The 23,008-nt window shown below is 52.3% G+C and carries 22 protein-coding genes; 3 read left to right on the top strand and 19 right to left on the bottom strand.

Annotated features, from left to right (window positions below; all coding sequences use genetic code 11):
- Nucleotides 1-73 precede the first annotated feature (73 nt).
- Nucleotides 74-1,039: a stage II sporulation protein M gene (locus AC0YNX_RS13820; RefSeq protein WP_475816275.1), complete on the top strand. Its 966-nt coding sequence runs from the start codon at nucleotides 74-76 to the stop codon at nucleotides 1,037-1,039.
- Here AC0YNX_RS13820 and AC0YNX_RS13825 read toward each other — a convergent pair.
- The 6 genes from AC0YNX_RS13825 to AC0YNX_RS13850 all read right to left on the bottom strand — a co-directional run bounded on the left by AC0YNX_RS13825 (nucleotide 1,034) and on the right by AC0YNX_RS13850 (nucleotide 6,405).
- Entirely contained in the window at nucleotides 1,034-2,407 is a 1,374-nt protein-coding gene (locus tag AC0YNX_RS13825; protein ID WP_475816276.1) for a DUF58 domain-containing protein, read from the bottom strand. The two genes, AC0YNX_RS13820 and AC0YNX_RS13825, sit on opposite strands and share 6 nt — an antisense overlap.
- Complete coding sequence (locus tag AC0YNX_RS13830; protein WP_475816277.1) at nucleotides 2,358-3,278, bottom strand: AAA family ATPase; 921 nt, start codon at nucleotides 3,276-3,278, stop codon at nucleotides 2,358-2,360. The genes AC0YNX_RS13825 and AC0YNX_RS13830 overlap by 50 nt, the downstream gene beginning before the upstream one ends.
- 7 nt (nucleotides 3,279-3,285) lie before the next feature.
- The gene (locus tag AC0YNX_RS13835; RefSeq protein WP_475816278.1) at nucleotides 3,286-4,368 is read right to left on the bottom strand and encodes a DUF4350 domain-containing protein; all 1,083 of its coding nucleotides are present in this window, start codon (nucleotides 4,366-4,368) and stop codon (nucleotides 3,286-3,288) included.
- A gap of 25 nt (nucleotides 4,369-4,393) precedes the next feature.
- Nucleotides 4,394-5,038: a DUF4129 domain-containing protein gene (locus AC0YNX_RS13840; protein WP_475816279.1), complete on the bottom strand. Its 645-nt coding sequence runs from the start codon at nucleotides 5,036-5,038 to the stop codon at nucleotides 4,394-4,396.
- Nucleotides 5,039-5,041: 3 nt separating this feature from the next.
- Nucleotides 5,042-6,061: a glycerophosphoryl diester phosphodiesterase membrane domain-containing protein gene (locus AC0YNX_RS13845; RefSeq protein ID WP_475816280.1), complete on the bottom strand. Its 1,020-nt coding sequence runs from the start codon at nucleotides 6,059-6,061 to the stop codon at nucleotides 5,042-5,044.
- A gap of 152 nt (nucleotides 6,062-6,213) precedes the next feature.
- On the bottom strand, nucleotides 6,214-6,405 hold the full coding sequence (locus tag AC0YNX_RS13850; protein ID WP_475816281.1) for a hypothetical protein: 192 nt from the start codon (nucleotides 6,403-6,405) through the stop codon (nucleotides 6,214-6,216).
- Nucleotides 6,406-6,484: 79 nt separating this feature from the next.
- Here AC0YNX_RS13850 and AC0YNX_RS13855 point away from each other — a divergent pair, with 79 nt between their 5' ends.
- Together AC0YNX_RS13855 and AC0YNX_RS13860 are read left to right on the top strand one after the other, a co-directional pair.
- Nucleotides 6,485-8,263, top strand: a complete 1,779-nt coding sequence (locus tag AC0YNX_RS13855) for an ABC transporter ATP-binding protein (RefSeq protein ID WP_475816282.1) — start codon at nucleotides 6,485-6,487, stop codon at nucleotides 8,261-8,263.
- Nucleotides 8,250-10,031, top strand: a complete 1,782-nt coding sequence (locus AC0YNX_RS13860; protein WP_475816283.1) for an ABC transporter ATP-binding protein — start codon at nucleotides 8,250-8,252, stop codon at nucleotides 10,029-10,031. The genes AC0YNX_RS13855 and AC0YNX_RS13860 overlap by 14 nt, the downstream gene beginning before the upstream one ends.
- 74 nt (nucleotides 10,032-10,105) lie before the next feature.
- Here AC0YNX_RS13860 and AC0YNX_RS13865 read toward each other — a convergent pair whose 3' ends face one another.
- The 13 genes from AC0YNX_RS13865 to AC0YNX_RS13925 all read right to left on the bottom strand — a co-directional run bounded on the left by AC0YNX_RS13865 (nucleotide 10,106) and on the right by AC0YNX_RS13925 (nucleotide 23,004).
- Nucleotides 10,106-10,936 carry a MurR/RpiR family transcriptional regulator gene (locus AC0YNX_RS13865; RefSeq protein WP_475816284.1) on the bottom strand — a complete coding sequence of 277 codons (831 nt, stop codon included), beginning with the start codon at nucleotides 10,934-10,936 and terminating at the stop codon, nucleotides 10,106-10,108.
- 27 nt (nucleotides 10,937-10,963) lie between these two features.
- Complete coding sequence (locus AC0YNX_RS13870) at nucleotides 10,964-11,725, bottom strand: PHP-associated domain-containing protein (protein ID WP_475816285.1); 762 nt, start codon at nucleotides 11,723-11,725, stop codon at nucleotides 10,964-10,966.
- Entirely contained in the window at nucleotides 11,697-12,884 is a 1,188-nt protein-coding gene (locus tag AC0YNX_RS13875; protein ID WP_475816286.1) for an ABC transporter ATP-binding protein, read from the bottom strand. The genes AC0YNX_RS13870 and AC0YNX_RS13875 overlap by 29 nt, the downstream gene beginning before the upstream one ends.
- A 2-nt stretch (nucleotides 12,885-12,886) precedes the next feature.
- Nucleotides 12,887-14,713, bottom strand: a complete 1,827-nt coding sequence (locus tag AC0YNX_RS13880) for an ABC transporter permease (RefSeq protein WP_475816287.1) — start codon at nucleotides 14,711-14,713, stop codon at nucleotides 12,887-12,889.
- A 13-nt stretch (nucleotides 14,714-14,726) separates the two neighbouring features.
- A complete protein-coding gene (locus tag AC0YNX_RS13885; RefSeq protein WP_475816288.1) occupies nucleotides 14,727-15,974 on the bottom strand; it encodes an ABC transporter substrate-binding protein in 1,248 nt (415 codons plus the stop codon).
- Nucleotides 15,975-16,195: 221 nt separating this feature from the next.
- Nucleotides 16,196-17,107, bottom strand: coding sequence for a phosphotransferase (locus tag AC0YNX_RS13890; RefSeq protein WP_475816289.1), 912 nt, complete (start codon nucleotides 17,105-17,107; stop codon nucleotides 16,196-16,198).
- Between the two features lie 117 nt (nucleotides 17,108-17,224).
- Complete coding sequence (kynA, locus tag AC0YNX_RS13895) at nucleotides 17,225-18,070, bottom strand: tryptophan 2,3-dioxygenase (RefSeq protein ID WP_475816290.1); 846 nt, start codon at nucleotides 18,068-18,070, stop codon at nucleotides 17,225-17,227.
- A gap of 20 nt (nucleotides 18,071-18,090) precedes the next feature.
- A complete protein-coding gene (gene kynB / locus AC0YNX_RS13900) occupies nucleotides 18,091-18,717 on the bottom strand; it encodes an arylformamidase (protein WP_475816291.1) in 627 nt (208 codons plus the stop codon).
- 24 nt (nucleotides 18,718-18,741) lie between these two features.
- The gene (kynU, locus tag AC0YNX_RS13905; RefSeq protein WP_475816292.1) at nucleotides 18,742-20,043 is read right to left on the bottom strand and encodes a kynureninase; all 1,302 of its coding nucleotides are present in this window, start codon (nucleotides 20,041-20,043) and stop codon (nucleotides 18,742-18,744) included.
- A 183-nt stretch (nucleotides 20,044-20,226) separates the two neighbouring features.
- Nucleotides 20,227-20,535, bottom strand: coding sequence for a YciI family protein (locus AC0YNX_RS13910; RefSeq protein WP_475816293.1), 309 nt, complete (start codon nucleotides 20,533-20,535; stop codon nucleotides 20,227-20,229).
- 46 nt (nucleotides 20,536-20,581) lie between these two features.
- Nucleotides 20,582-21,277, bottom strand: a complete 696-nt coding sequence (locus AC0YNX_RS13915) for an acylneuraminate cytidylyltransferase family protein (RefSeq protein WP_475816294.1) — start codon at nucleotides 21,275-21,277, stop codon at nucleotides 20,582-20,584.
- Nucleotides 21,274-22,323, bottom strand: coding sequence for a nucleotidyltransferase family protein (locus tag AC0YNX_RS13920; RefSeq protein ID WP_475816295.1), 1,050 nt, complete (start codon nucleotides 22,321-22,323; stop codon nucleotides 21,274-21,276). The genes AC0YNX_RS13915 and AC0YNX_RS13920 overlap by 4 nt, the downstream gene beginning before the upstream one ends.
- 45 nt (nucleotides 22,324-22,368) lie before the next feature.
- Nucleotides 22,369-23,004 carry an acetyltransferase gene (locus AC0YNX_RS13925; RefSeq protein WP_475816296.1) on the bottom strand — a complete coding sequence of 212 codons (636 nt, stop codon included), beginning with the start codon at nucleotides 23,002-23,004 and terminating at the stop codon, nucleotides 22,369-22,371.
- Between the last annotated feature and the right edge of the window lie 4 nt (nucleotides 23,005-23,008).

A 23,008-nucleotide genomic window follows, 5' to 3' on the forward strand; every position in this document is an offset into this window, starting at 1 on the left:
CCCCAAATTATGTTAGCATGAACGGGAGGGCTTGCCACACGAGCCTGATCCATCATAAGGAGACACGGCCGACATGGATATGAGTACATTTACGAAGCAGCATAAATCGCAATGGTCGGAGCTTGAGCAGCTGCTTGCACGATTCGCTCGCAGACGAAGCACACTCAGCATAGCTGAGGTCGACCGGCTTACCGTCCTGTACAAAACCGTCTCTTCCCATCTGGCGACATTCCGCACCTACCTTCCCCAGAACGAGACGACGCAATATTTGAACCATCTCGTATCTCGGGCGCACCATATGATTTACCTGGAAAGCAACAAGAGCAGCGCGCAGCTGAGGCATTTCTTCGGTCAGCACTTTATCGGCCTTATCCGCTCCAGGCTCAGCTTCGTCGCTATTGCGTTCGGGCTGTTTATCATTGGCGCTCTATCGGGCTTCATCTCGGTGTGGAACGATCCGTTAAATGCTCATGCACTGCTGCCAGCTACGATTGCACAGAATATTGATCCGTCTCAAACGGAGCTGCCCCGTGGTGATTTGCATAGTCCCATCGTCTCTACCGAGATTATGACCAACAATATTCGCGTGGCCGTCCTTGCTTTTGTCAGCGGCATCACGCTTGGCATCGGAACCGTTTATCTCATGCTAAGCAACGGACTGCTGCTCGGCGCGCTATTCGCTGTATTCGTTCAATCGGATAAAGGCTACGTGTTCTGGGCGTATATCCTGCCTCACGGCATTATCGAACTAACGGCAATCTTCATCGCTGGGGGAGCCGGCTTCTATATGGCCTATCGCATGATTGTGCCAACCGCCTACTCTCGCAAATACGAGTTTCTTCTTGCCGCCAAAGAGTCTGTGCAGCTGCTGCTTGGAACCGTGCCGTTGTTTGTCATTGCTGGCATTATTGAGGGCTACATTACACCTTCCACGATGCCGCTTGAAGCCAAATACGGCATAGCCGGAGCAACCTTGCTTCTTCTCGCGGCTTACTATTTGTATGGGTCGCGTTCACTGAAGCGGACAGCTACCCTATAGCGCATCGCGATTCTTCAAATTCAAGTACAGATTAACCGCGCTGAGCGTCAGCTGATCCGCTCGTACATCGAGCACATGTATGCCGCCTTGCGCCATTGTCTCTGCATACTGTCTGCGGTCCCAATTAAACTTATGGGCGACGCTCTGGATAAACCCGCTGCGCGCATCTGTAACCGGCGTATGCGTCCACTTGTGCAGCAGCGGATCTTGCAGTGACAAGAGCAGGAGCATGTGAGATCGGCGCAGCTTTCGGACATATGCCGCGATATCCTCATGGTATAGATAGCTCTCCATATCGGAGAACAGAACGATAAACGAACGTTTCTTCTGAACGCGCATGAGATAAGAGAATGCGACGCGATAGCTCGATTCAACAAATTCGCTCTGCAGATCATACACCGCCGCAGTGAGGCGGTTCAAATGCGCCAATCCTTTGTCAGGCGGCACGTAAACATTCACCTTCGAGGAGAAGGCGAGCAGCGCGACCTGATCCCCCTGCTTCAATGCCACCGCAGCAAGCGCTAACGCCGATTCCAATACGCGATCGAGCTTCGTCTGTCCCTGAAGTTCTACGCCCATCATTCGTCCGCAATCAATCGCAATAGTAACGATCTTCCCTCTCTCCGGACGCAGCACGTTCGTCATGAGCTTATTGGCGCGCGCGGCTGCCCGCCAGTTGACCGTCCGCGGGTCATCCCCCTGCACATATTCCCGTATCGAATCGAACTCCAAGCCAGCGCCCGTCTTTCTCACAATCTTCTGCCCGTCCAAGATCAGCGTAGCCGGCGTCGAACCCAGAATGCCGCGAACCTGCGACAAGTCGGGGACAATGCGAACTTCACTGTCGCAAGATAGTCTGGCATATTTGCGTATAAGACCAAGTCCGCCGCCATAGATCAAGTGTGCATGTTGAAGTGGATACCAACCTCGCTCGGTGCTGGACGTAGTATACGTTAGTGCGCAGCTATCGCCCCTTAGTCGGTCATGGACCGTCGCCTGCTTGAAAGAAAGCGGCAGATCATCGGTCAACGAGACCTCCAAGTACAGCTGCCGGCTCGCGCTAAGCGTCAGTTGCACGTCGAAACTCTGACGCACATCCACTTGGCCCTGAACAGTGCGTTCCAGCGAGAAGACGCCGCGCCTCGGCAGCAGCAAATAGTCGATCATCGTAAAAAGAAACAGAAGCAAGTTCCAGATAACTAGCGTATAGAGTCCATACGCCGAATCTAATGCATATACAATGGCGGCCGCAACCGCACCTGCTGCAGCAAGGGCGATTAGCCTTCCGGTCGGCAGCGCAGACCGATGAACGAACCGATCAGCGAGGAACTGGCGCAGCTGCAAGCGTTTCTTGGACGATGCCGTCACTTGTTCCGCCCTCCAATTCCGCCTGCGCCGACAATAACAGTCGATGGCGCAGCGCCGGGCGGGCTACAAGCTTCACATCATCCGGCGTCACGTACGTTCTGCCATCGAGCAGCGCCCAAGCTTTACTCGCCATTAATATGGCAATGCCGGCACGCGGAGACGCACCGAGCTGAACGCTGCGCGACTCTCTTGTTAATCGAACGATAGCGGCAATATAGTCGATAATAGAATCTTCCACAATGACACTGGCAAGCTGACGCTGCGCGCTAAGAATGGCGTCCAGCGAAAGCAGCGGCTGCACAGGCTGTTCTTCCTGACGTGACATTACAGAATGCGCCCTTAGCAAGCTGCGCTCACTCGCTTCGTCCGGGTAGTTAAGGACAAGCTTGAACATAAACCGATCAAGCTGCGCTTCGGGCAGCGGGTACGTGCCTTCGTATTCAACGGGATTCTGCGTCGCGATGACAAAGAACAGATCAGGCAGCTTATACGTTGTCCCTTGAATGGTCACTTGCCGCTCTTCCATCGCTTCGAGCAGCGCCGCTTGCGTCTTCGGACCGGAACGGTTAATCTCGTCCGCGAGCAAAATATTCGTAAACACGGGACCCTTCACCGTTTGAAACTCGCTCTTCTGCATGTGATAGATAATGCTGCCCGTCATATCGCTTGGCATCAAATCCGGCGTAAACTGAATGCGCCGGTAATCGCCGCCGATCAAGCTTGCCAGCGTGCGAGCCATCTTCGTCTTGCCAAGTCCCGGCACGCCTTCCAGAAGCACATGACCGCCTGCTACCAGCGCTGTTGCCAGCAATCGGATATTGTACGCTTGTCCATGCAGCTGACGCTCCATGGCTTGCAATAATTGTTCCACGCGCTCATCACTCCTTCTCCATATCGACTATCGCTTCGCTGTATTCGCGAGCAAGCGCGGCGAACTCACGCGCACTGACCTGCGCCTGTTGCGGCTCGCTCAGCAGCCGCAACAAGCTCTCAGCCCGCTTCGCATCCCAGCGGTTGCGGGCGATGCTCGCCGCCTCTTGCGGCGGAGCGCTGGGCCGAACTCCCCAGCGCTCATAGAGCAGCTGGCGCAGTCGCTGCGCGCTATGCGCCAGAGCATCCGAGCGGAGCCGCCGCCGCTCGTACCAGCCGGCGACGGCGAGCAGCGTCTCATCGCCGCGACGCACGATCCACGCCCGCGGCGTGTGGACTGGTCCTATGCGCTTGGCGCGTTTCCATAGCCAGAGCAGCAGCACGATGGCAAGCTGCGCGATCGCGGCGAGCAGCCAGGCGGGGTAAACGGCGAACAATCCAGCCTTCGCCGTGTAGCCATGATGGTACTCGTCGACTAACCATTGTCGGCGGGTATCTTGGAGCAGCGGCCACACGAGCTCGAAGTGGTCGCGTTCGAGAATCATGCTGTTCATGAGCCATCTAGGCTCGAGCAGCACTGTAAAAGCGCCATCGCCGAAGCGTTTCCGAGCGCCAAGGATGCCACGTTCATCTTCGTATAGCGTCTCTAGTTCCGGCTGCGCCACCAGCCGGCGGCTGGCCGAAACAGTCGCTTCAAACGACTGCTCTTGCCCCCGCATGTGCATGCGGATATTAGCAGGCTTGCTGCCAAGTCCCTCCGGCTGGTCAGCTTCCTTCAATTGAAAGCTGTCCCATGCCTCCATGTCGTTTGCCACCAGCAGCACATCATTGCCGTGCTGTACCCAGCTGCGTAACGAGTCCAGCTCTGGCTTCGCCAGCATACTCGGCTGCACGATAAGCAGCGTATGCCCGCTGCCCGAAGGAAGACGCTCCGGAGGGAGCTCCCACCGTCTAGCCGTCACGCCTCGTTCCTCTGCCAACTCCATAATCGCTTTGATTCCGTCCGAATCGGGCGAGAACGAGAGGTAAGGCGGGTAATTTTTAACTTCAGGCTTCACGAGCACATAGCCGATTCCAATAAACAGCAGCACACTGATGAGCAGGCCGATTGTATATTTATTTGGCTTCAGAACGAGCACCTCCCTCTAGCACGGAGGAGGCCTGAATGACGCTCCGAACCTGTTCATAGAACTCGTTCAAGCTTGCTTCAAGAATCTCTTCCTTGCCGTACCATACCCGGTCGAATAGAACGGCGCTGTCTTTAAATAACTGAAGCAGCCTTTCGTTCGCCTGCTTCAATTCTTCGGCATATTCCCAGTTCGTCTTCCCTTTCTCGATCCGAACCCAGCGGCAATGCTGCATATAGAACAGCAGCGCCAAGAAGATGAACCGAACGCTCTCTCGCAAGGCGCCTTCCTTCCTCAGCTGTTCCGCATTTTGCAAATAATCGCGATATGACCAGGTTAGCTCAGCTTCAGATAACTGCAGCTGCTGCCGAATTTGTCCCTGACGGACCATCTGCTTCGCAAACCAATAGATCGCAGCTATGAGCAAGGCCAGTATAATTCCGGCGAGCACATAGGTTGTTACCGACTCTTGCCCTCGGCTCATATGCATGGAAGGAAACAAATCTGTCAGCTTCCTCAGCAAGCTACGAAGCCATTCTGACAACGTATTGTTGTTGGACTCGTGATGGTAGACGGTGTACTCATCCCGCTCCAGTATCGAACGAAGCCTCTCTTTATCCTCAGACACGTTCATCCGTTATTCATCCTTTGGATTAGGATCCAGTTCCGGTTCCATATTCGTCATCTGCGAGATCATATGATCGAGACCATAGCCCTCCTTGCGCACCTTCAAATCGAAGAAGCTAATCGCATACAGCACGATCGGAAGCGGAATAAAGATTAATCGAACGAGCACAGACAGAACCTCTCCAAGCAAGCTTGGAACGATGCCTGAGCCAATTAACGCACCGTTCAATAGTTGAACGACGACAGTAACCACCCATACAATAAGGCTCATGATCAACAATGTCCCGAACAACCGCCAGAAGCTCTTTTGCGTCAGCTTCCAGCTCCGGCCAAGTCCAATTGTCTCTTCTTTCAAAGCCGTAACCGGCAAATAGTACATCCAACGAATAACGAAGTATGACCACAGTAATATTAGGCCTAGGTATACCACGATAATCATTACAGTTACGCCAATAACTGAAGCGGCAGCCGAACCTCCCTCGGAGAACGATCCGCCGATAAACATCCCGCCTGCCCCGACTGCAAAGAGGATAACGAGGAGAATGACGGAAACAACCCCCAGACCGAAACAAATGAGAGCGAATAACAGACTGCTTCCCAGCAGCGAGCCAAAACGCCGGAATGCCCGTTTGAGTGCTTCCCCAATCGACAAAGGCGCATGGCCATCGAAGATCGACTTCACAAAGAAGACGTTCGCAGCAGCAAATATCGGTCCCAAGCATATCAGATACACAATGGCGAACAAGAAGAATAAGATAATGCCCACCACGCTTGTCACTGCGCCGGTATCCAGTGTTTCTTGCTGCAATGCGGAGTCAACGGCAGTGCCAGAGAAAGAGTCGAACATCACTTTAAAACCCGTAGCGCTGTTCTCCATGGCAGTAGGTATGAATAGAAACATCAGCAAATAAAGCGGGCCAAAATAGAGCAGCGTAAGCAAAAACAACTTCCCAAATTGCCTTCTGTATAGTTGAAAACTGTAATCCAGCATTCGCCCGATCCCCATCGGCTTATGTAATACATTCGACATGAGTACGATCCTCCAGCTTATAGGTTTGAAAACTCTCGTCTATTTTAGCATAATAAATGGATTTTTTGCCGAAATATAATAGGTAGCAAAAAGCCTAAGTACGTAGGCCTGAGCTTCTTTCTGCTAGCTCTACAAACCCACTCTATCCATTCTCATTGGTCCCAATCCTCACGTGATCTGTTTACTTCGTCAAGAAGTTCCTTGCCGCGTTCAGGAGATAATGACCCTGCTGCTTCCAGGAGACCATCGATGGAGTAATCGTCCTCTTGCGCTTCCACTGTCTGCTTGGAGATCATTTTCTTGCGAATTTCCGCACACCACAATCCAATAAGAATTTCCCACAATGGTTCCCATCATTTGTGCTATAATTTCCATTAGTTTTTCAAAGGGGCAATTCAGACTAAAACAGAAATCGGTGATGACATGTTTCAGTTCAAATGGCTATGGCAGAATCTGAAAGGGGATCGGGTTAGGTACATCATTGCACTATGCTTGTCCGTAATCGGATCATCGCTTACCATTATTAATCCTTACATCGGTCAGCGCATCGTGGACCACTTCATTGCGGGGGAGGGGGCGGCGCAGCATCTGAGTACCGAACGCGGGCTCTTGATCGGCCTTGTGCTCGGCATGGTCGGCTTTTCCTTGTTAAGAACAAGCCTGTCTTATTTCACAACGCTGCAGTATGAGCGCTCCTCTCAGAACATGCTGTTCCGTATTCGGGTGTACTTGTACAACAAAATCCAAGGTCAGGACATGCGATACTACGATCGCAACCGCACTGGCGATCTTATGACCAAGATGACCGGCGACATCGAGATGGTTCGTCACTCTTTGGCATGGATTATTAAGACAATCATCGAATCGCTGACGGTGTTTGCAGCGGCAGTCGCGTACTTCTTCTACATCGACGCAGAGCTGACCTGGTGGCTGCTCCTGCTGTCGCCTCCAATTTGCGTCGTTGCGTTCATCTTCGCACGGCGCGTGCGCCCCATGTACGTCGATCTGCGGGAGAAGCTCTCCCAGCTGAACACGACAACGCAGGAGAACATCGCCGGGAATCGGGTCGTCAAAGCGTTCGCGCGCGAGGACTTCGAGATCGAGAAGTTCACGGAGAAGAACGTTAATTACTCCAAAGCGAGCAAATCCGCAGCTCTTGTCTGGCTAGACTACTTCCCTTACTTAGAGATTTTCTCCCAAGCGTTCCTCGTCATCCTGATGCTGACCGGCGGTCTGTTGGTCATGGATGGTCGCCTTACGTTTGGTGAATTTTCCGCTTTCTCTGCGCTGATCTGGGGGTTATCCAACCCGATGCGCACGATCGGTATCGTCATCAATGATATTCAGCGCTTCTTCGCCAGCTTGAGCAAAATTATCGATATCTACTACGCGAATCCCGAAATCGTCAATGAACATAGCGCGGTCGTGAAGAAGCGTTACCATGGCTACATCAAGTTCGAGAACGTCAGCTTCAAGTTCGACAGTGCAACGGTGCTCGAAAATATTAACTTTAGCATAGATGCCGGCGAAACAATCGCGATCATGGGGGCAACCGGAGCAGGCAAAACAACGCTCATTAACCTCATTCCCCGCTTCTATGATGCGACAAAAGGACGTATTCTCGTCGATGGCATCGACGTGCGCAAGCTAGAGCTCGACGAGCTGCGCAGCAATATCGGGGTGGCGACACAGGATGTGCTCCTGTTCTCCGACACGATTGACGGCAATATCGCGTTCGGCGACCCGGACATGCCGGAGGAGGACGTGACGAAGTTCGCCAAGCTTGCCGCAGCGCATGACTTCATTGGCAAAATGCCGGAGAGCTACAATACCATTGTCGGCGAGCGCGGCGTCGGCCTGTCAGGCGGACAGAAGCAGCGTATCGCATTGGCAAGGGCACTGGCTGTACAGCCGCCGATTCTGATCCTCGACGATACGACGTCCGCCGTCGACCTTGAGACCGAGGAGCATATTCAGAAGAGTTTGCGGGAGCTGAACTTCTCATGTACGAAGATCATCATTGCCCAGCGTGTATCCACAACAGCGAAAGCTGATCGCATCCTTATCCTCGAAGGCGGCCGCATTATTGAGGAAGGCACGCACGCAGAGCTTCTGGAGAAGCGCGGCTATTACTACGATGTATTCATGCTGCAGAACGAGGGCATTGGAAGGGAGGCCATGATGAAGTATGGCAAGAAATAAATTCGATATCGACGAGAATCTGGAATCGCCGTTTAATATTAAGCACTTCCGCCGGGCACTTGTTTACATTAGGAAGCAGAAGAAGCCCATGATTATTGCTTTTGTCCTTAGCGCCTTGTCAGCTGGCATCTCGCTCTCCGCGCCGCTCATTATGCAGCATATCGTGGACGTGACGATTCCTGCGAAGGAAAAGACGGCACTAGTCGGATGGTCCGCGCTCATGCTCGCTACGATCGTCATTAGTGTCATCTTCGCCACGATTCGTTCGCGGATGATGACCCGCGTCGGGCAAGACATTATCTTTGATATTCGGATGGATCTGTTCAAGCACTTGCAGAAGCTTCCATTCCAATATTACGACGACCGTCCGCAGGGCAAGATCCTCATCCGCGTCGTCAACTACGTCAACTCCGTATCAGATGTCCTGTCCAACGGGATCATCAACCTGATCTTGGAGATCTTGAACTTGCTCTTCATCGCGATCTTCATGTTCGCCGTTGATGTGAAGCTGTCACTCGTTATCCTTGCGGGACTGCCTATATTCATGGTCATCATCCTGATGATCAAGACGAAGCAGCGCCGGGGGTGGCAGAACATCTCTAACAAAAGCTCCAACCTGAACGCTTATCTGCAAGAGAGCATCAGCGGCATTCGCGTCACGCAGATCTTCACCCGCGAGCAGCATAACGAAGAAACGTTCACGCGTCTGGCGACGAATTATCGTTCCGCCTGGATGAGAACGATGTATTACAACTTCTTGATGCCGTTCTCGGTCGATAATCTGGCGACGCTCGTGACGGCAGCGATTTATTTTGTCGGCTTGCTGGCGCTTGGACCGGAAGAAGCCACCTTCGGCGTCATTCTGGCGATGAGCAGCTATGCGGCGCGCTTCTGGCAGCCGATTCTGAACATCTCGAACTTGTATAACAGCTTCATCAACGCCGTCTCCTATCTCGAACGTATCTTCGAGACGCTGGACGAACCGGTCACCGTTAACGATGTGCCTGGCGCGAAGGAGCTGCCGCCGATTAAAGGTCGCGTCACCTTCGACGATGTAACATTCGCTTATGATCCAGGAGTTAACATTCTGGAGAAGCTGTCCTTTGACATTAAACCAGGCGAGAGCGTTGCACTCGTCGGGCCAACAGGTGCCGGCAAGACGACGGTCGTTAACCTGATCTCGCGTTTCTACAACATCACCGGCGGCAAAATCCTGATCGACGGCCATGATCTCTCCGAAATTCAGCTGAGATCGCTGCGCAGTCAGATGGGCATCATGCTGCAGGACAGCTTTATTTTCTCCGGTACGATTATGGACAATATCCGTTACGGCAAGCTCGATGCGACGGAAGAAGAAATCATCGCCGCTGCGAAGACCGTATGTGCCGACGAGTTCATCCGCGAGTTCGAGAAGGGCTACATGACTGAGGTGAATGAGCGCGGTTCGAAGCTGTCCCAAGGTCAGAAGCAGCTCATCTCATTCGCCAGAACGCTGCTTGCGAATCCGCGTATCCTTATTCTCGATGAGGCAACCTCCTCCATCGACGCTCAGACCGAGCGGCTGCTCCAGAAGGGGCTGAACGAGCTGCTTAAGGGACGGACGTCGTTCATTATCGCGCATCGCCTCTCGACGGTGAAGAACTGCGATCGGATTATGTACGTATCTGACAAAGGCATCGCCGAGAGCGGCTCGCATGACGAGCTCATCGCGAAGCGCGGCAGGTACTACAAGCTGCATTCGGCGCAGAAGATGGAAGCGACTGTGTAGTGTTGGAATAGCAAAAAGAGCCCCCGATCTCAATACGATCGGGGGCTTTATTGTGCCTGCTTTCGGGTGCGTTCTTAAACCCGCTTCGGCAACAGCTTCTGATACTTGCGCCGCAGGCGATGAAGCTCCTCGCCGTTCGCGAGCGCCGCTTGTTCAAGCTGCTTGCCGACAGCGATGATAAGCGCTTCGATGACGGCAATCGGAGCGACCATGGAGTGGAATTCCCAGAGCTGGCCGCGAGCCGTGAACAGATGAACGTCGGCCTTCTCCAGCATCGGACTGACGGCAAGGTCCGTAATGAGCAGCGTGCGGCAGCCTCGTTCACGGGCGAAGTCCAGCAGCACCGCCATCTCCGGCGATTCGGACACGAAGCCGAAGATGACGATCACATCCTGCTTCCTGATCGACAGCATGCTCTCGAACAGCTCATGACCGCCCTTACTCAAGCGGCGAATGTCTGCACCGAATCGTGCCAAGCGAAAGTCGATAAGCGCGGTCAAGCACTCCGCCGAGCCGGGCCCGTAGATGTAGACGGTTTGGGCTTCGGCCAGCAGCGTAGCCGCAGCATCGAATGATGCCTGCTCCAGCCGTTCCGCCGAGGCTTGCAAATAATCAGCCGTGGCTAACACATTCGCCCCTGCGCCGCTGCCGCCGCCATGCTTATCGAAGGCAGACTGCAGCTTACGGGTAGGCGAGTGCATCGTTTCCTCCTTCACGCGCTGCTTGAACTCCTTCAAGTTCTTCGAACCAACCTCCGCCCAGAAACGCGAGACCGTCGAGCTGCTCACCCCGCATGCCGAAGCAATATCTTCTTCTACCAGGAACGGGATATCATCCATGTTCTTGCTAATATAATCGGCGATCCGTTGATGGCCGCGCGTTAGCTTCGACGTGTCGAAGAGCATGCGATTTCCTCCTGTTGTTGAACGCGTTTAGACGACAACCTCGACTTTCTTCTTGAGCAGCTTCTTCACATAATTGGCGGCGCGCACCTGCAGATGGAGGCTCGGAGCGATCACGCGCTTATATTGACCGCTGCGAATCGCTGCCTTGAGCTCGGCAATTGTTTCGAAATGGCCTTCAAACTCGTTATGCACGCAGCCGACCTGGAACATCTGGTGCGCATCGCTTCCTGCAACGACGGGAACATCCAGTTCGGCGCCAAGCGTAAGCACTTTTGCGATATTCTCCTGAATGCCGATTTCGTGAAGGTCCTTGCCGTTCAAGTCGAACGCGTCGAACCGCTTCAGCAGCTCTTTATCGATATGGTAGAGGTGGTTCGATTCACGGAACGGATGCCCGCCAATGACCATTAGACCGCGCGGCTCGCACAGCTCGAACAGCTGCGCAAGACCGATGAATGTATCCGCAGTCTGATGCCCCTCCAGCGCAGCACGCACCTCCAGCAGCTTATCCTTCGGACCGCTGACCAGAATATGACCGCCTTCCGCCACATCGACTTCCATGCCAGTGAACAGCTTGAACCCGTCGACATCATAGTAGTGGTTATTGCAAGGATATAGCGTATCCAGTGTACCGTAGACGAGGTCGAAGCGATGCGTGTTGAAATGCTCCGTGAGCGTAATCGCATCAAGTCCGTGCGACTTCGCTTCGTTAATCATGGAGTTGAAATGCTCGATCTCGAGATTGGTCTTCTTGGACAGTTTAACGTGAATGTGAAAATCGATCTTCATAAGTGGAATCCCCCGGTTCATTGTTGTTATGGTCAAATCGCAAATTCAATCGCGAGCCTGACCGCTTATCGTAAGCATTCATCTGTTCCTGGCGCAGCACAGCAAATAACGTCGTTCCCGGCTCATATTCGGACTCGCCGATAATACGGGCCATAATCGTAAGACCTGCCGAATCCAATTGCACCAGCGTCTCCGCGCCGGATGGGAACACGGCTGTCACCGACATCGGAATGCTGCCAGGACAGTTCGTCTCGTACAGCCTTACGTCCTCAGGCCTTATTGTCAAAATAATGTCTTGTCCGTCTTCCTGCTGTTGTTCTTGTTCCCTTGCAAGCGGCATGATCGCAATCGGCGTCTCCAGCATGTGTCGCTGGGCGGTTCGATCTGTTCGAATAACGCCTTCCAGCCGATTCAGCTGCAGCCCCGCACTTCCGATAAACTCTGCCACCTGCAGCGTCTGCGGATGTTTATAAAGCTGGCGCGGCTTATCCATCTGGACAATCCGGCCGCCGAAGAAGACGGCAACCTGCGTAGATAAAGTCATCGCTTCATGCTGGTCATGCGTCACATAGATGACCGTCGTGTTCAGCTCCTGATGGAGTCGCTTCAGCTCGATCCGCATCTCGACGCGCAGCTTGGCGTCCAGATTGGACAGCGGCTCATCAAGCAGCAGAATATCCGGCTCCGTCACGATCGCCCGTGCGATGGCAACCCGCTGCTGCTGCCCGCCTGACAGCTCGCTCGGATAACGGCCGGCAAGCTCGGCGATTCGCATCTTGTCTAGCGCGGCTTCCACCTTCGCGCGAATCTCTGCCTTCGCCATCTTCCGCACCTGCAGACCGAACGCAACGTTCTCGTACACGGTCATATGCGGCCACAGCGCATAGCTCTGGAACACCAGGCTCAGCCTGCGCTGAGAAGGTTCCTTATGAAACTGTGTTCCGCCATTCGCGACTTCTTCGCCGCTGATCGTAATTGTACCGGCATCTGCTCTCTGCAGTCCGGCAATCGTACGGAGCAGCGTTGTTTTGCCACAGCCGGATGGACCGAGGAAGGTCATGAAATCGCCTTGCTTGATCGTTAGATGGATATCATTCAGCACCTGTTTCCCGTCCAGCGAGACGTCGATGCCTTGCAGCTCAATCGCGTTTGCGCTCATAATTACTGCCCTCCAATCCCTTGCGTTAGATCGGCTTTACCGAGCTTCACCGCAAGATAATATACCGTAATGACAATCGCGATAATGATCATCAGCACGACGTTCATCAGCTGCTCGTAGCCTTTCTCCGCATAGTAGAACGTGATGGTCGTCAGCGTCTCCGTCCTTGGCGTTATGAGCAGGATGATCAGCTCCATCTCCTTCATCGCCCCGATGAACACGAGCAGGAACACGGACACTAAGCTCTTGCGATTCAGCGGAAGCAGAATTCGCCGGAATCGCATGAGCCAAGAAGCACCGCTGACCTGCGCCGCTTCCTCCAGCTCCTTGCCAATCTGCATCATCGAAGCGCTGCCTGCTTTGACCGTGAACGGAAGCTCCTTCACGACGGTGATAAGAATGAGCAGCGTTATTGTCCCATAGAGTGCAGGGATGATCAGCGTCGGCTTCGCAAACATGGAAATATAAATTGCCGCTAGCGAAATGCCAGGAATGAGATACGGCAGAAAAGAAACCTGGTCTACTGCGCGACCGATCCAAGTGTGCCTTCCACGAGCAACGACATATCCGAGCACAAGTCCGGCTACTGCCGCGATTACCGAAGCGACGCCTGCGATAGACAGGGAATTCTTCAGCGCGAGCATGAAGATGTCGTTCTGCATAACACCTTTCTCCCCGGTGTTAATGTCCGGGTCGGAGCCGCCGATCCAATAGTGCGTCGTCCAATTCGAGAGCGAATATACGCCTTCCTTCAGCATGAAGGACTGGAACAGCAGCACGAGCAGCGGTACAACCGCGATCAGAATCATCGTTAGCGTCGCCGCCCCTGCAGCCGGATAGCGCCAGCGTCCAAGCGAGGTCAATGTTCGTTTGCTGTCTTTGCCGGTTACGGTCACGAAGCTCCGTCTGCGCCCGATTACGCGCTGGTTCAGGTAGATCATCGCGATCGAGATGAGCATGAGCAGCAGGCTCAGCACATTCGCTTCGGTCGTCAGTCGCGAACGCATGCTGGAGTACAGCATGGTTGAAATCATATAAAAATTCACAGGCGTACCGAGCAACGCCGGAACCCCATACGAACTAATCGCCTTCGTGAAGATGAGAATAAATCCGGACAGAATCGACGGCATGACAAGCGGGAACACAATGCGGCGCAGAATCGTAAGGCGTCCCGCACCCGTCACGCTCGCCGCTTCCTCCAGTTGACTGTTCATCGAGCTTAAAGCTGCCCCAACAATGAGGAAGAAGAACACACTGTCATGAATCGAGATCGAGATGACGATCGGCACGAAGCCGTATGACAGCCAATCCGGCGGCGAGATATGAAACAATGCTTGCAGAATGCCAGGCGTTCCGCCGATTTTGCCATTTTTAAAGAAGGTCAGCCATGCTTGCGAAATAATCCAGGACGGCAGCAGGTACGGGATGACCGCGAGAAAAGAAATCGTCTTCTTCCATGGGATATTCGTCCGAACGACAAGCCACGCCAAACCACAGCCAATAACGAGCGAAAGTGCGGATACCGCGATGCCGACGCTAAGCGAGTTCAGAATCGGCTTATAGAACAGGTTCATGCTCATATCGCTATACAGCACGCGGGTCCAGTGATACAGCGTGAAATGACCCGGGTTGGCTTCGCCTGTCAGCCTTACGTCCTGCTGCTTCCATATAAACGTCGTCGATAAAATGTTTAGGACAGGCCATGCAATCGTATACGCCAGAAAGAGAAGGGCTGCAAGCCCGATCAAATGAACGGGACTTGTCAGCCAATTGAGTGCCTGGTTATAAAACCGTGTCCGCTTCCCAGTTAACGCCGGCTTGTTCGCCAATTCGCTCTCCACCTTATTTTTGTTTAATCCAGAAGTCGCGTACCTTCGGCGCCGTGTTGTACAGAGCGTCACCGTCGAACAACCACAGATTCAACTTCTCGTACGAAATGTCATTCTTCGTCTGAACGTCGGAGCGCGGTACCCACGAGCCAACCTCGTTGAATGGCTCCATGCCTGCGCCTTTGCCATCCTTCTCGCCCATCATCCAGCGGATGAACAGCTTCGCAGCGGCTTCATGCGGCGCTTGCTTCGCGATGAACAAGTAGCCCGAGTCCGGTACAGACGTCTTCGGCTTGATGTCGTAGATCGGGGCGATCGTCCAGCCCTTCTCTTCATTCTTCGATACGTCGCCGGACACTGCGAGACCGAGTGCCTGGCTCTTCACTTTGCCGATGGCGTCAAGCACGTCGTCGCTACCTTGAAGGACGATGAGGCCGTTCTCGAAGAGTTCTTTAATAAACTCATAGCCAGCATTCTCAGTGCCATTCAGCGTGATGTCCTTTCCGAATTTCTCTTTATAAGCTGCAGCCATATCATCACTGTTTATAACCATTGTCGTGAACAAATCCATGAAAGCTGGGGAGCTTAGCGGATCTGCGGTATAGACCTTGCCTTTGAACTCCGGCGTCGTCAGATCCCACCAGTTCTTCACCGGAGGCTCCGCGTATGTAGACGCGTTATAGAATAGTGTGCGGAATTCCACATAGTTCGCATATGCCTCAGCTTCCGTACGGTACGGCTCGTCTACCTTCGGCGCGATGTCCGATGGCAGATATTTCAGGTAACGGCCTGGCTTCACCATCTCCTCTTCAACCGCGCCGCTAACTTCCTTCGTCACGATAACGTCCGGGTTGAACTGGCCTGCATCTTGCTCTTTGGATACTTTATCCATCATCTGGTCGGATTTGACCTTGCTTACTTCTACCTTAATTTCGGGATACTGCTTCATGAAGGTTTCCGCCGCATCGTTCGCACGTCCGGAAGTCGAATACACGATCACCTTGCCTTCTTCCTTCGCCTTCGCGACCAGCTCGTCGAACGATTCCTCTGCTGGCGCTTGGTTCTGCTGAGCTGCTGCATTCGTGCTTGAAGCATTGTTGCCAGATGCGTTTGTTGTGTTCGCAGCGTTCGCAGCCTTTGCCCCGTTCGCGCTGTTACTCGTGGATGAATTGTCGCTTTGTCCGCATGCCGACATCAATGTCATTGCCGATAGAAGTGTGAGCAGTACCAGTGCAGGCTTGTTAGTAAACTGAATTCGCATATAATTATTTCCTCCTGAACAAACGTTGTGTTTGGGCTCCCATGAATGATATTAACGGTGAATTGTAAGCGACATGTCATTGCTGTGTGGAGTTTTAGTAAAAAATAATCATATTTGTGTTCATGAAAGTTTTTATTCATTTTGGTGGTGGGAGAGGTGCAGACGGAAAAAGCCCTCGATCTCTGCGTGAGATTGAGGGCTTTGATAAAATAAACTTGAAATTATAGCGTGAACAGCCTTGCTACTTGCTCCCGATTGTCGATGAACCACTGAATTCGGGCAAGTTTGGTAGGCAGATCACCGTGCAAAATATGATTGCAAGGAAGCAGCAGCACGGCGTAGTGAAGCAGCTCTAGCTCCTCGCTTGTCAGCTCGATTGACTCGGCATACGCTGCGGCGTAGGCTGCCGCTTTGTCCCAATGAAACTGCAGCTGATCGTCCAGCAGCCCGAACAGCGGGTAGCCCGCGTCAATAATACGCGGTGCGATGCCGCAGCTGTCCCAATCGATCAGGATGACGCGATTGCTAGCCGCATCGTATACGCCGTTGCTTTCTCCTACATCTCCGTGGATGATTGCTTTTGGAAGGGAGGACAGCTTGGCGAAGCCAGGTGCTAGCTGCAGCAGGTTCGACCGATGCGGCTCGGGGATGCTCGGCAGCCGGTCGTTGACGATATCGCCTATCAGCGAATTAAGGTCCCATCGCGATAAATTCGGCATGGGTTCAATTCGGTGAAGCCGGCCTAGTGTATTGCCGACACCGGCGAACAGCGCCGAGCTTCCGCTGAGACTTGACCCTTCAATGTACGGATACACATAGCAGGCCGTAGCATCGTCGTCGCAATTCCCTTCGAATTCGATAAACAGGCTGCCCGCAACGGTGCTTCGCAGATTAAACATGCCGGTGAATCGGCTTGCGCGCAGATGCTCATAAACGGGGGCTAGCTTGGCATGCACTGCCGTGCGATCATTTGCTTTTAACACATACTTGCCATCACTTGTGTGAAGCAAAGCGACGAATCGCGAGCCGTAGCCTTCCATGAAGGACGCGATGCGCACATCATCGAAGCCATATTCGCTTGCCACCTGCTCCGTCAGTCGATCACGCTGTAAGCTCGTTAGGACATCGTTCATTAGCGCTGTCTCCTTTTTTTGTAAGCCCTTTCAGTTTGACTGTTGCCTAATTATACACAAAAAAACGCCTATCTTGGATAGATAGGCGTTAATCTGCTCTAGATACTGTGGCAACCGTTACAATACCGTGCGAAGGCTCCACAATTCCGGAAAATGCCGCTGGCTGACAATATGCTTCAAATAATCAACGCCGGACGAACCGCCGGTTCCGCGCTTGAAGCCGATGACCCGCTCCACCGTTCCCATATGGTTGAAGCGCCATTGCTGCTGGCGGCTGTCGATATCGACGAGCTTCTCGGCGAGCTCGTACAGATCCCAATATTGCTCGACATCGCGGTATACCGTTAGCCAAGCTTCTCTCACGCTGTCGTTCTCTACATATGGCTGCGACCAATCGCGCTGCAAATACTCTGCGTCGATCTTCAAGCCGCGCGCCGCAAGCGCTCCAATTGCCGCATCGTAGATGCTCGGCTCGCTCATCGCATCGGTTAGCTGCTTATGCAGCTCTGTCTGATGCTCATAGACGGCCAGCACGCTCGGCTTCTTAAGGCCCAGCACGAATTCGATCAAGCGATTCTGGTACGATTGGAAGCCGGAAGAACTCCCGAGCGCATGCCGGAACTCCATGTACTCCGCAGGCGTCAACGTTGATAGTACATCCCATGACTGGATGAGCTGCTGTTGGATTCTGGAGACGCGGGCGAGCATTTTGAAAGCTGGCTCCAAGTTATTCTGCTGAACACAGCTGCGAGCGGCATTCAGCTCATGCAGAATTAGCTTCATCCACAGCTCGCTGGCTTGGTGGATGATGATGAACAGCATCTCATCATGATGACCAGACAGCCGATGCTGGCTGGACAGAATCTCGTCGAGGTGGAGATAATCACCGTAAGACATAGACTTCGAGAAGTCAGAAACAAGATTCTCACTGTTATTATTTTGCGGTGCAGGGGTGTCGGCCATCTGTTCTTAGCTCCTTTGTTCTAGGGTGTGTATGGTCGAAGCACGGCTCGTACGGGACTGCCGTCCGCATCTTCAAGCGCGAGCGGTAGCGCGATAAGTTCATAATCTCCTGGGGCGACGTGATCTAAGGCGAGCCCTTCCAAGATGTGAATGTCATGCGAATGCAGACCGTGGTGGGCTGCAAGCTCTTTGCTGTCCAAGGGATCGACCGAAGGGACATCGACGCCAATGAGGCGAATGCCCCGCGCATGTAAGAATGGAGCGAGATCCGCTCTTAAGTAAGTAATCTGTTCAGGAAATTCATTTGGATTCGTCCACGAGTTTGTGCGTAGCAGCAGACGAGTAACCCCTTCGAGGTCGAACTGGGCTAGATCGTCTGCACCAATACTTGGGCGACCGGATACGTCGATCATACGCGCAGGTCCGATGTAGAGCTGCAGGTCGAGATCCATGATTTTGCGGCCATCATTGTCAAAATGAAACGGAGAATCCACATGCGTCCCCGTATGAATGCTCATCGTCAGCTTGCCTACGTTCACCGAACCGCTTTGCTCCTTGGACCAGCTCAATTCATAGTTGAACGCCGTATCCCCCGGCCAAGTCGGCGTCCCGTTCGTCAAAGGACGAGAAATATCGATCAAGGTCATTACTCGAACGCTCCTCTCTCCATCTTATGCGACAACATCGCGCGTATTGGCGAATTTCTCGTATTGCTTATCCGCCAAGATGGTTTTCAAACGCTGCACCGTTTCCCACACGTCGCCGTAGCTCGTGTATAGCGGAACTGGCGCTAGCCGAATGATGTTCGGAGCGCGGAAATCCGGCACAATGTGCTGAAGCTCCTTGAGCGCTTTGCAGATTCGCGCGGCATCCTGATGCTCGAGGCTCACATGCCCACCTCTGCGATCATCCTCCAGCGGATTGCCGATCGTGAAGTCGAACTCGCCTAGTTCATGCTCGATCAGCTCCATCATATAGCGCGTGATGTGCAGCGATTTCTCGCGAAGCTTCTCCAGAGTCGCTTCCGCGAACAGCTCCAGCGAACCGATGAGCGGCGCCATGCTAAGAATGTTCGGCGTCCCGATCTGGAATGCACCCGCAGTCTCCGCTTGGTGGAACTGATGCTCCATGTCGAACTGCTTATCTTTGCGCGAACCGAACCATCCTGCAAGGCCCGGTGAAGTCCCGTGGTGCTTGCGGTTGACGTACAGACTCGCTGTTCCGCCCGGTCCGCTGTTCAAGTATTTATAATTGCACCAGAAGGCAAAGTCAACCTCCCACTCGCTGAACGAATGGGGAATCGAGCCGACCGAATGGCAGCCGTCAAAGCCAATTAGGATGCCGCGCGCATGCGCTTCAGCCGTTAGGCGCTTCATATCCAGCACTTGCCCGCTCCGGTACAGCACCGCTGGCAGCACAATAAGCGCAACTTCATCCGTCATCGCAGCGATAATGTCATCCTCGTCGAGGAAGCGTCCATCGCGGCTTGCCACCCGAATGAGATGCTCATCCGGATCATAGCCATGCAGCTTGAGCTGGCTTTGCAGCGCGTAGATGTCTGAAGGGAAATTCAACTCATCCGCAAGAATCTTCGTGCGGGTGCCTTGCGGCTTATAAAAGGTAGCGACCAGCTGGTGGAGGTTCACGGTCGTTGAACCTGTTACAATCACTTCATCTGCGTCAGCTCCTACGAGCGGCGCGCTCATCGCTGCCAGCTTCTCCGAGAGGTAGAACCACGGATACTCACCTTGCGTCCAGCCGTCAATCCCTTGGAGCTTCCAAGCTGCGAGTATATCTAGCAGCGACTTCTCTGCTCGCTTGGATAATAGACCGAGCGAGTTGCCGTCCATGTAGATGGAGTCTGGACTTAGGTAAAATTCATTGCGAAAATGGGCAAGCGCGTCCTGGTTGTCGAGCTGCTGTGCATATTCTTTGGTATATGGATTTGGTTCGTGCTCACTGTTGGACATCATTGTGCCTCCTTACTCCTGCTGTAATCGGCCTTTAATTTGCTTGATTATCTTAACTTAGGATTTGTGGGGGCGTCAACGAATGAACGGGGCAAACATGTGCACGGGAACGTTTGAATAAATTGGATAATCAAAAAGAGACCCGAACGATTGTTATCGTACGGGTCTTTGTCTACTTGGAGAGAACTATAGCTCGATCGGTGATAGTGCAACGTGAAAAGGAAACAGTTCCGCTGTCATGACGCCTTCGGCGACAGCAGGATCCTTTTGCATGAATGTGCAGGCTTCTTCCTCGCTTGTTGCTTTGAAGATGACTATCCCGAATGTTGTTTCATCGAGGGGTGACGTTCTTCCCGCCATAATGAGCGCGCCATGTTCCAGATGCTGCTTGAGGTATTGGAAGTGCTTGCTTACGATGGCGTTGTACTCATCAGTCCAATTCGCTTCGTTTTGCAATATTGGGATGAGGCGGAGGGTGTAGATGTATTGGTTCATTTGAACAGTCCTTTTTACCTAAATTGCTTTAAGCTGAAGCCAATGTTTACTCTTGAGCAAAGCCCATTCTCTTACCCATAAAAAATTCCGCTATTTCGAGATCCAGAGGAGTATCAATATCTAGAGAACGCTCCTTAGGCATAATATAGGCATTTGTATCATTTGTCACGAATGCTCGGGTTTCTAAAAGTCGATTAGTCTCAGCTGCATAAACGGCTCCGTTAAGCGCATATGATTTCGGAATGTCCTGTCGTCTGACATACTTACGTTCCGGCATTAACGGAACGATAACGCGTTCGTCCGAAATCGTGTACATCCATTGAGGTGGTTTATCCGCCTCAACAACCGATACGCATACAGATCCCGATAAAAAACACGATTGCAAGCAATTATCAATGTCTTCGGCTGTCCGAAATGGCGAGGTTGGCTGAAGAAGTACAAGATGTGTATACCCTTGCATTGCAAGCAGCGCGTGTATGACGACATCCATGCTCGGCGTATGATCCAGCGCCAGCTCTGAAGGTCGTTTTAGAATATGGCTTTTATAACTCCTGGCAACAGATAATATCTCTTCGTCATCAGAGGATACGACGACATCTGTTACGTATCGGGATTTGAGTGCCGCTTCGATCGAATAAGCAATCAGCGGCTTGCCCCCTAGCTCGCGCAAGTTTTTACGCGGTACACCTTTGGATCCTCCCCTGGCTGGGATCAATGCCATTACTTTATATTCCTTGCTCATGAGAACACTCCCACGAAATCGGAATTGGCTCGTTCGTAGTCGTCGTGGCGTCCGATATCCATCCAGTATTCGCGCACAGGAAATACAACTGTCTCGCAACCTAGCTTGACCAGCTTATCAAATACGGAAGGCATATCGTAGAACGTATCTTTCGGGATCAAATCTAACACTTCAGGATTCAAAACATAAATGCCAGCGTTCACAAAGAAATGATATACGGGCTTCTCTTCGATTTCGATGAATTTTTGCTTATCCGACTTGATAACCCCATAAGGCACTTGCATATCATACTCTCTCACGCACATCGTTCCATGTGCGTGGTTCTCGGTATGAAAATCGAGCAACTGCTGAAAGTTAACCTTCGTTAACAGATCGCCGTTCATGACGAAAATCGGCTTATCTGGTTTTTCCGGCAACAGCCCAAGTGCTCCCGCTGTTCCCATTCTTTTCTCTTCGTGTATGTATCTGATCTCTATTCCGAGATGCGAACCGTCTCCAAAATACTGCTCAATCATCTCGGACTTGTAATTCACCGAAATATAAAACTTACGAAACCCATTATCGACAAAATTATTGATAATCGTCTCCAAAATCGGCCTGTTCCCAACCTTTAGCAAAGGCTTTGGAATGTCCATTGTTAACGGATGCAATCTAGTCCCCAAACCACCAGCCATGAGCACGACCCAGTTATCGTGAAACTCCTTCGATACCAGCTTGTCCAACGTTTCAATACCAACGACGACCTTATCATCTGTGACGACAGGGATCTGCTGAAGGCTTTTTAACTTCATAATGGCCAATATTTTCTCCTGTGAATCGTCAACGTGAACGGTGGTCGGTTTGCGATTCATAATCTGCTTGACCGATTCGTTAAGTGAAATTCCTTTAAGGATTCCCCGTCTGACATCCCCATCTGAAACGGTACCTTTAAGTCGTTGTTCATCGTCGATGACGAGCGCAATCTTCATCGCTCCTGCATCAATTATTTTCAAAGCTTCCATAATCGAAGTCTTTTCCGGAATCAGTATTTTTCTCCATTCACTCATGTGTAAAGACTCCTTCCGTCACCAATGGTCAGCAGTATTAAAGCATCAAGTCTTTTCTCCCTTTTCAGTGGCAGAGATCCCATAAACAAAAGCATGCGCAGGCAGATTTCTTATAACTACTGAACCTGCCCCTATTACACTGCGCTTACCAACCGATAGACTCTGAATGATCGTTGTACCCGCACCGACGAATGCACCTTCTGCAATATCAACATGACCACATATCGTCGCCCCCGGCATAACCGCTGTGTGGTTGCCAATCTGCGAATCATGATCAACCGATGCCCTCGTATTTATCAAAGCGTTATCTCCAATGACAGCCTCTGTCTGTACAATAACACCTGCCATAATTTGCGCGCCTTCTCCCAACTTTGCATTTGAAGACACAATCGCACAATCATGAATAAGCGTGGCAAATGCATATCCTAAAGATTTATATCGGTTAAATAGTTCTTCACGAAGATAGGAACCGACAACATAGCCAATTCCCATCACTAACCGTACCTGGTTCGGGGAGAAAGACTTCACCTGCTCATCTTCGCCCAGATAGGGAATCTGATGAATCATTGGGTTAGACTCTTTGGCGATATAACCATGCACCTTTACATTCTGGCGCAAGAGCAAATCCAGACATACACGGGCATGTCCACCGCCACCTATAATAATAATAGGAGCATCCATAGGA

It is taken from the genome of Paenibacillus sp. J31R98 (assembly GCF_056269245.1).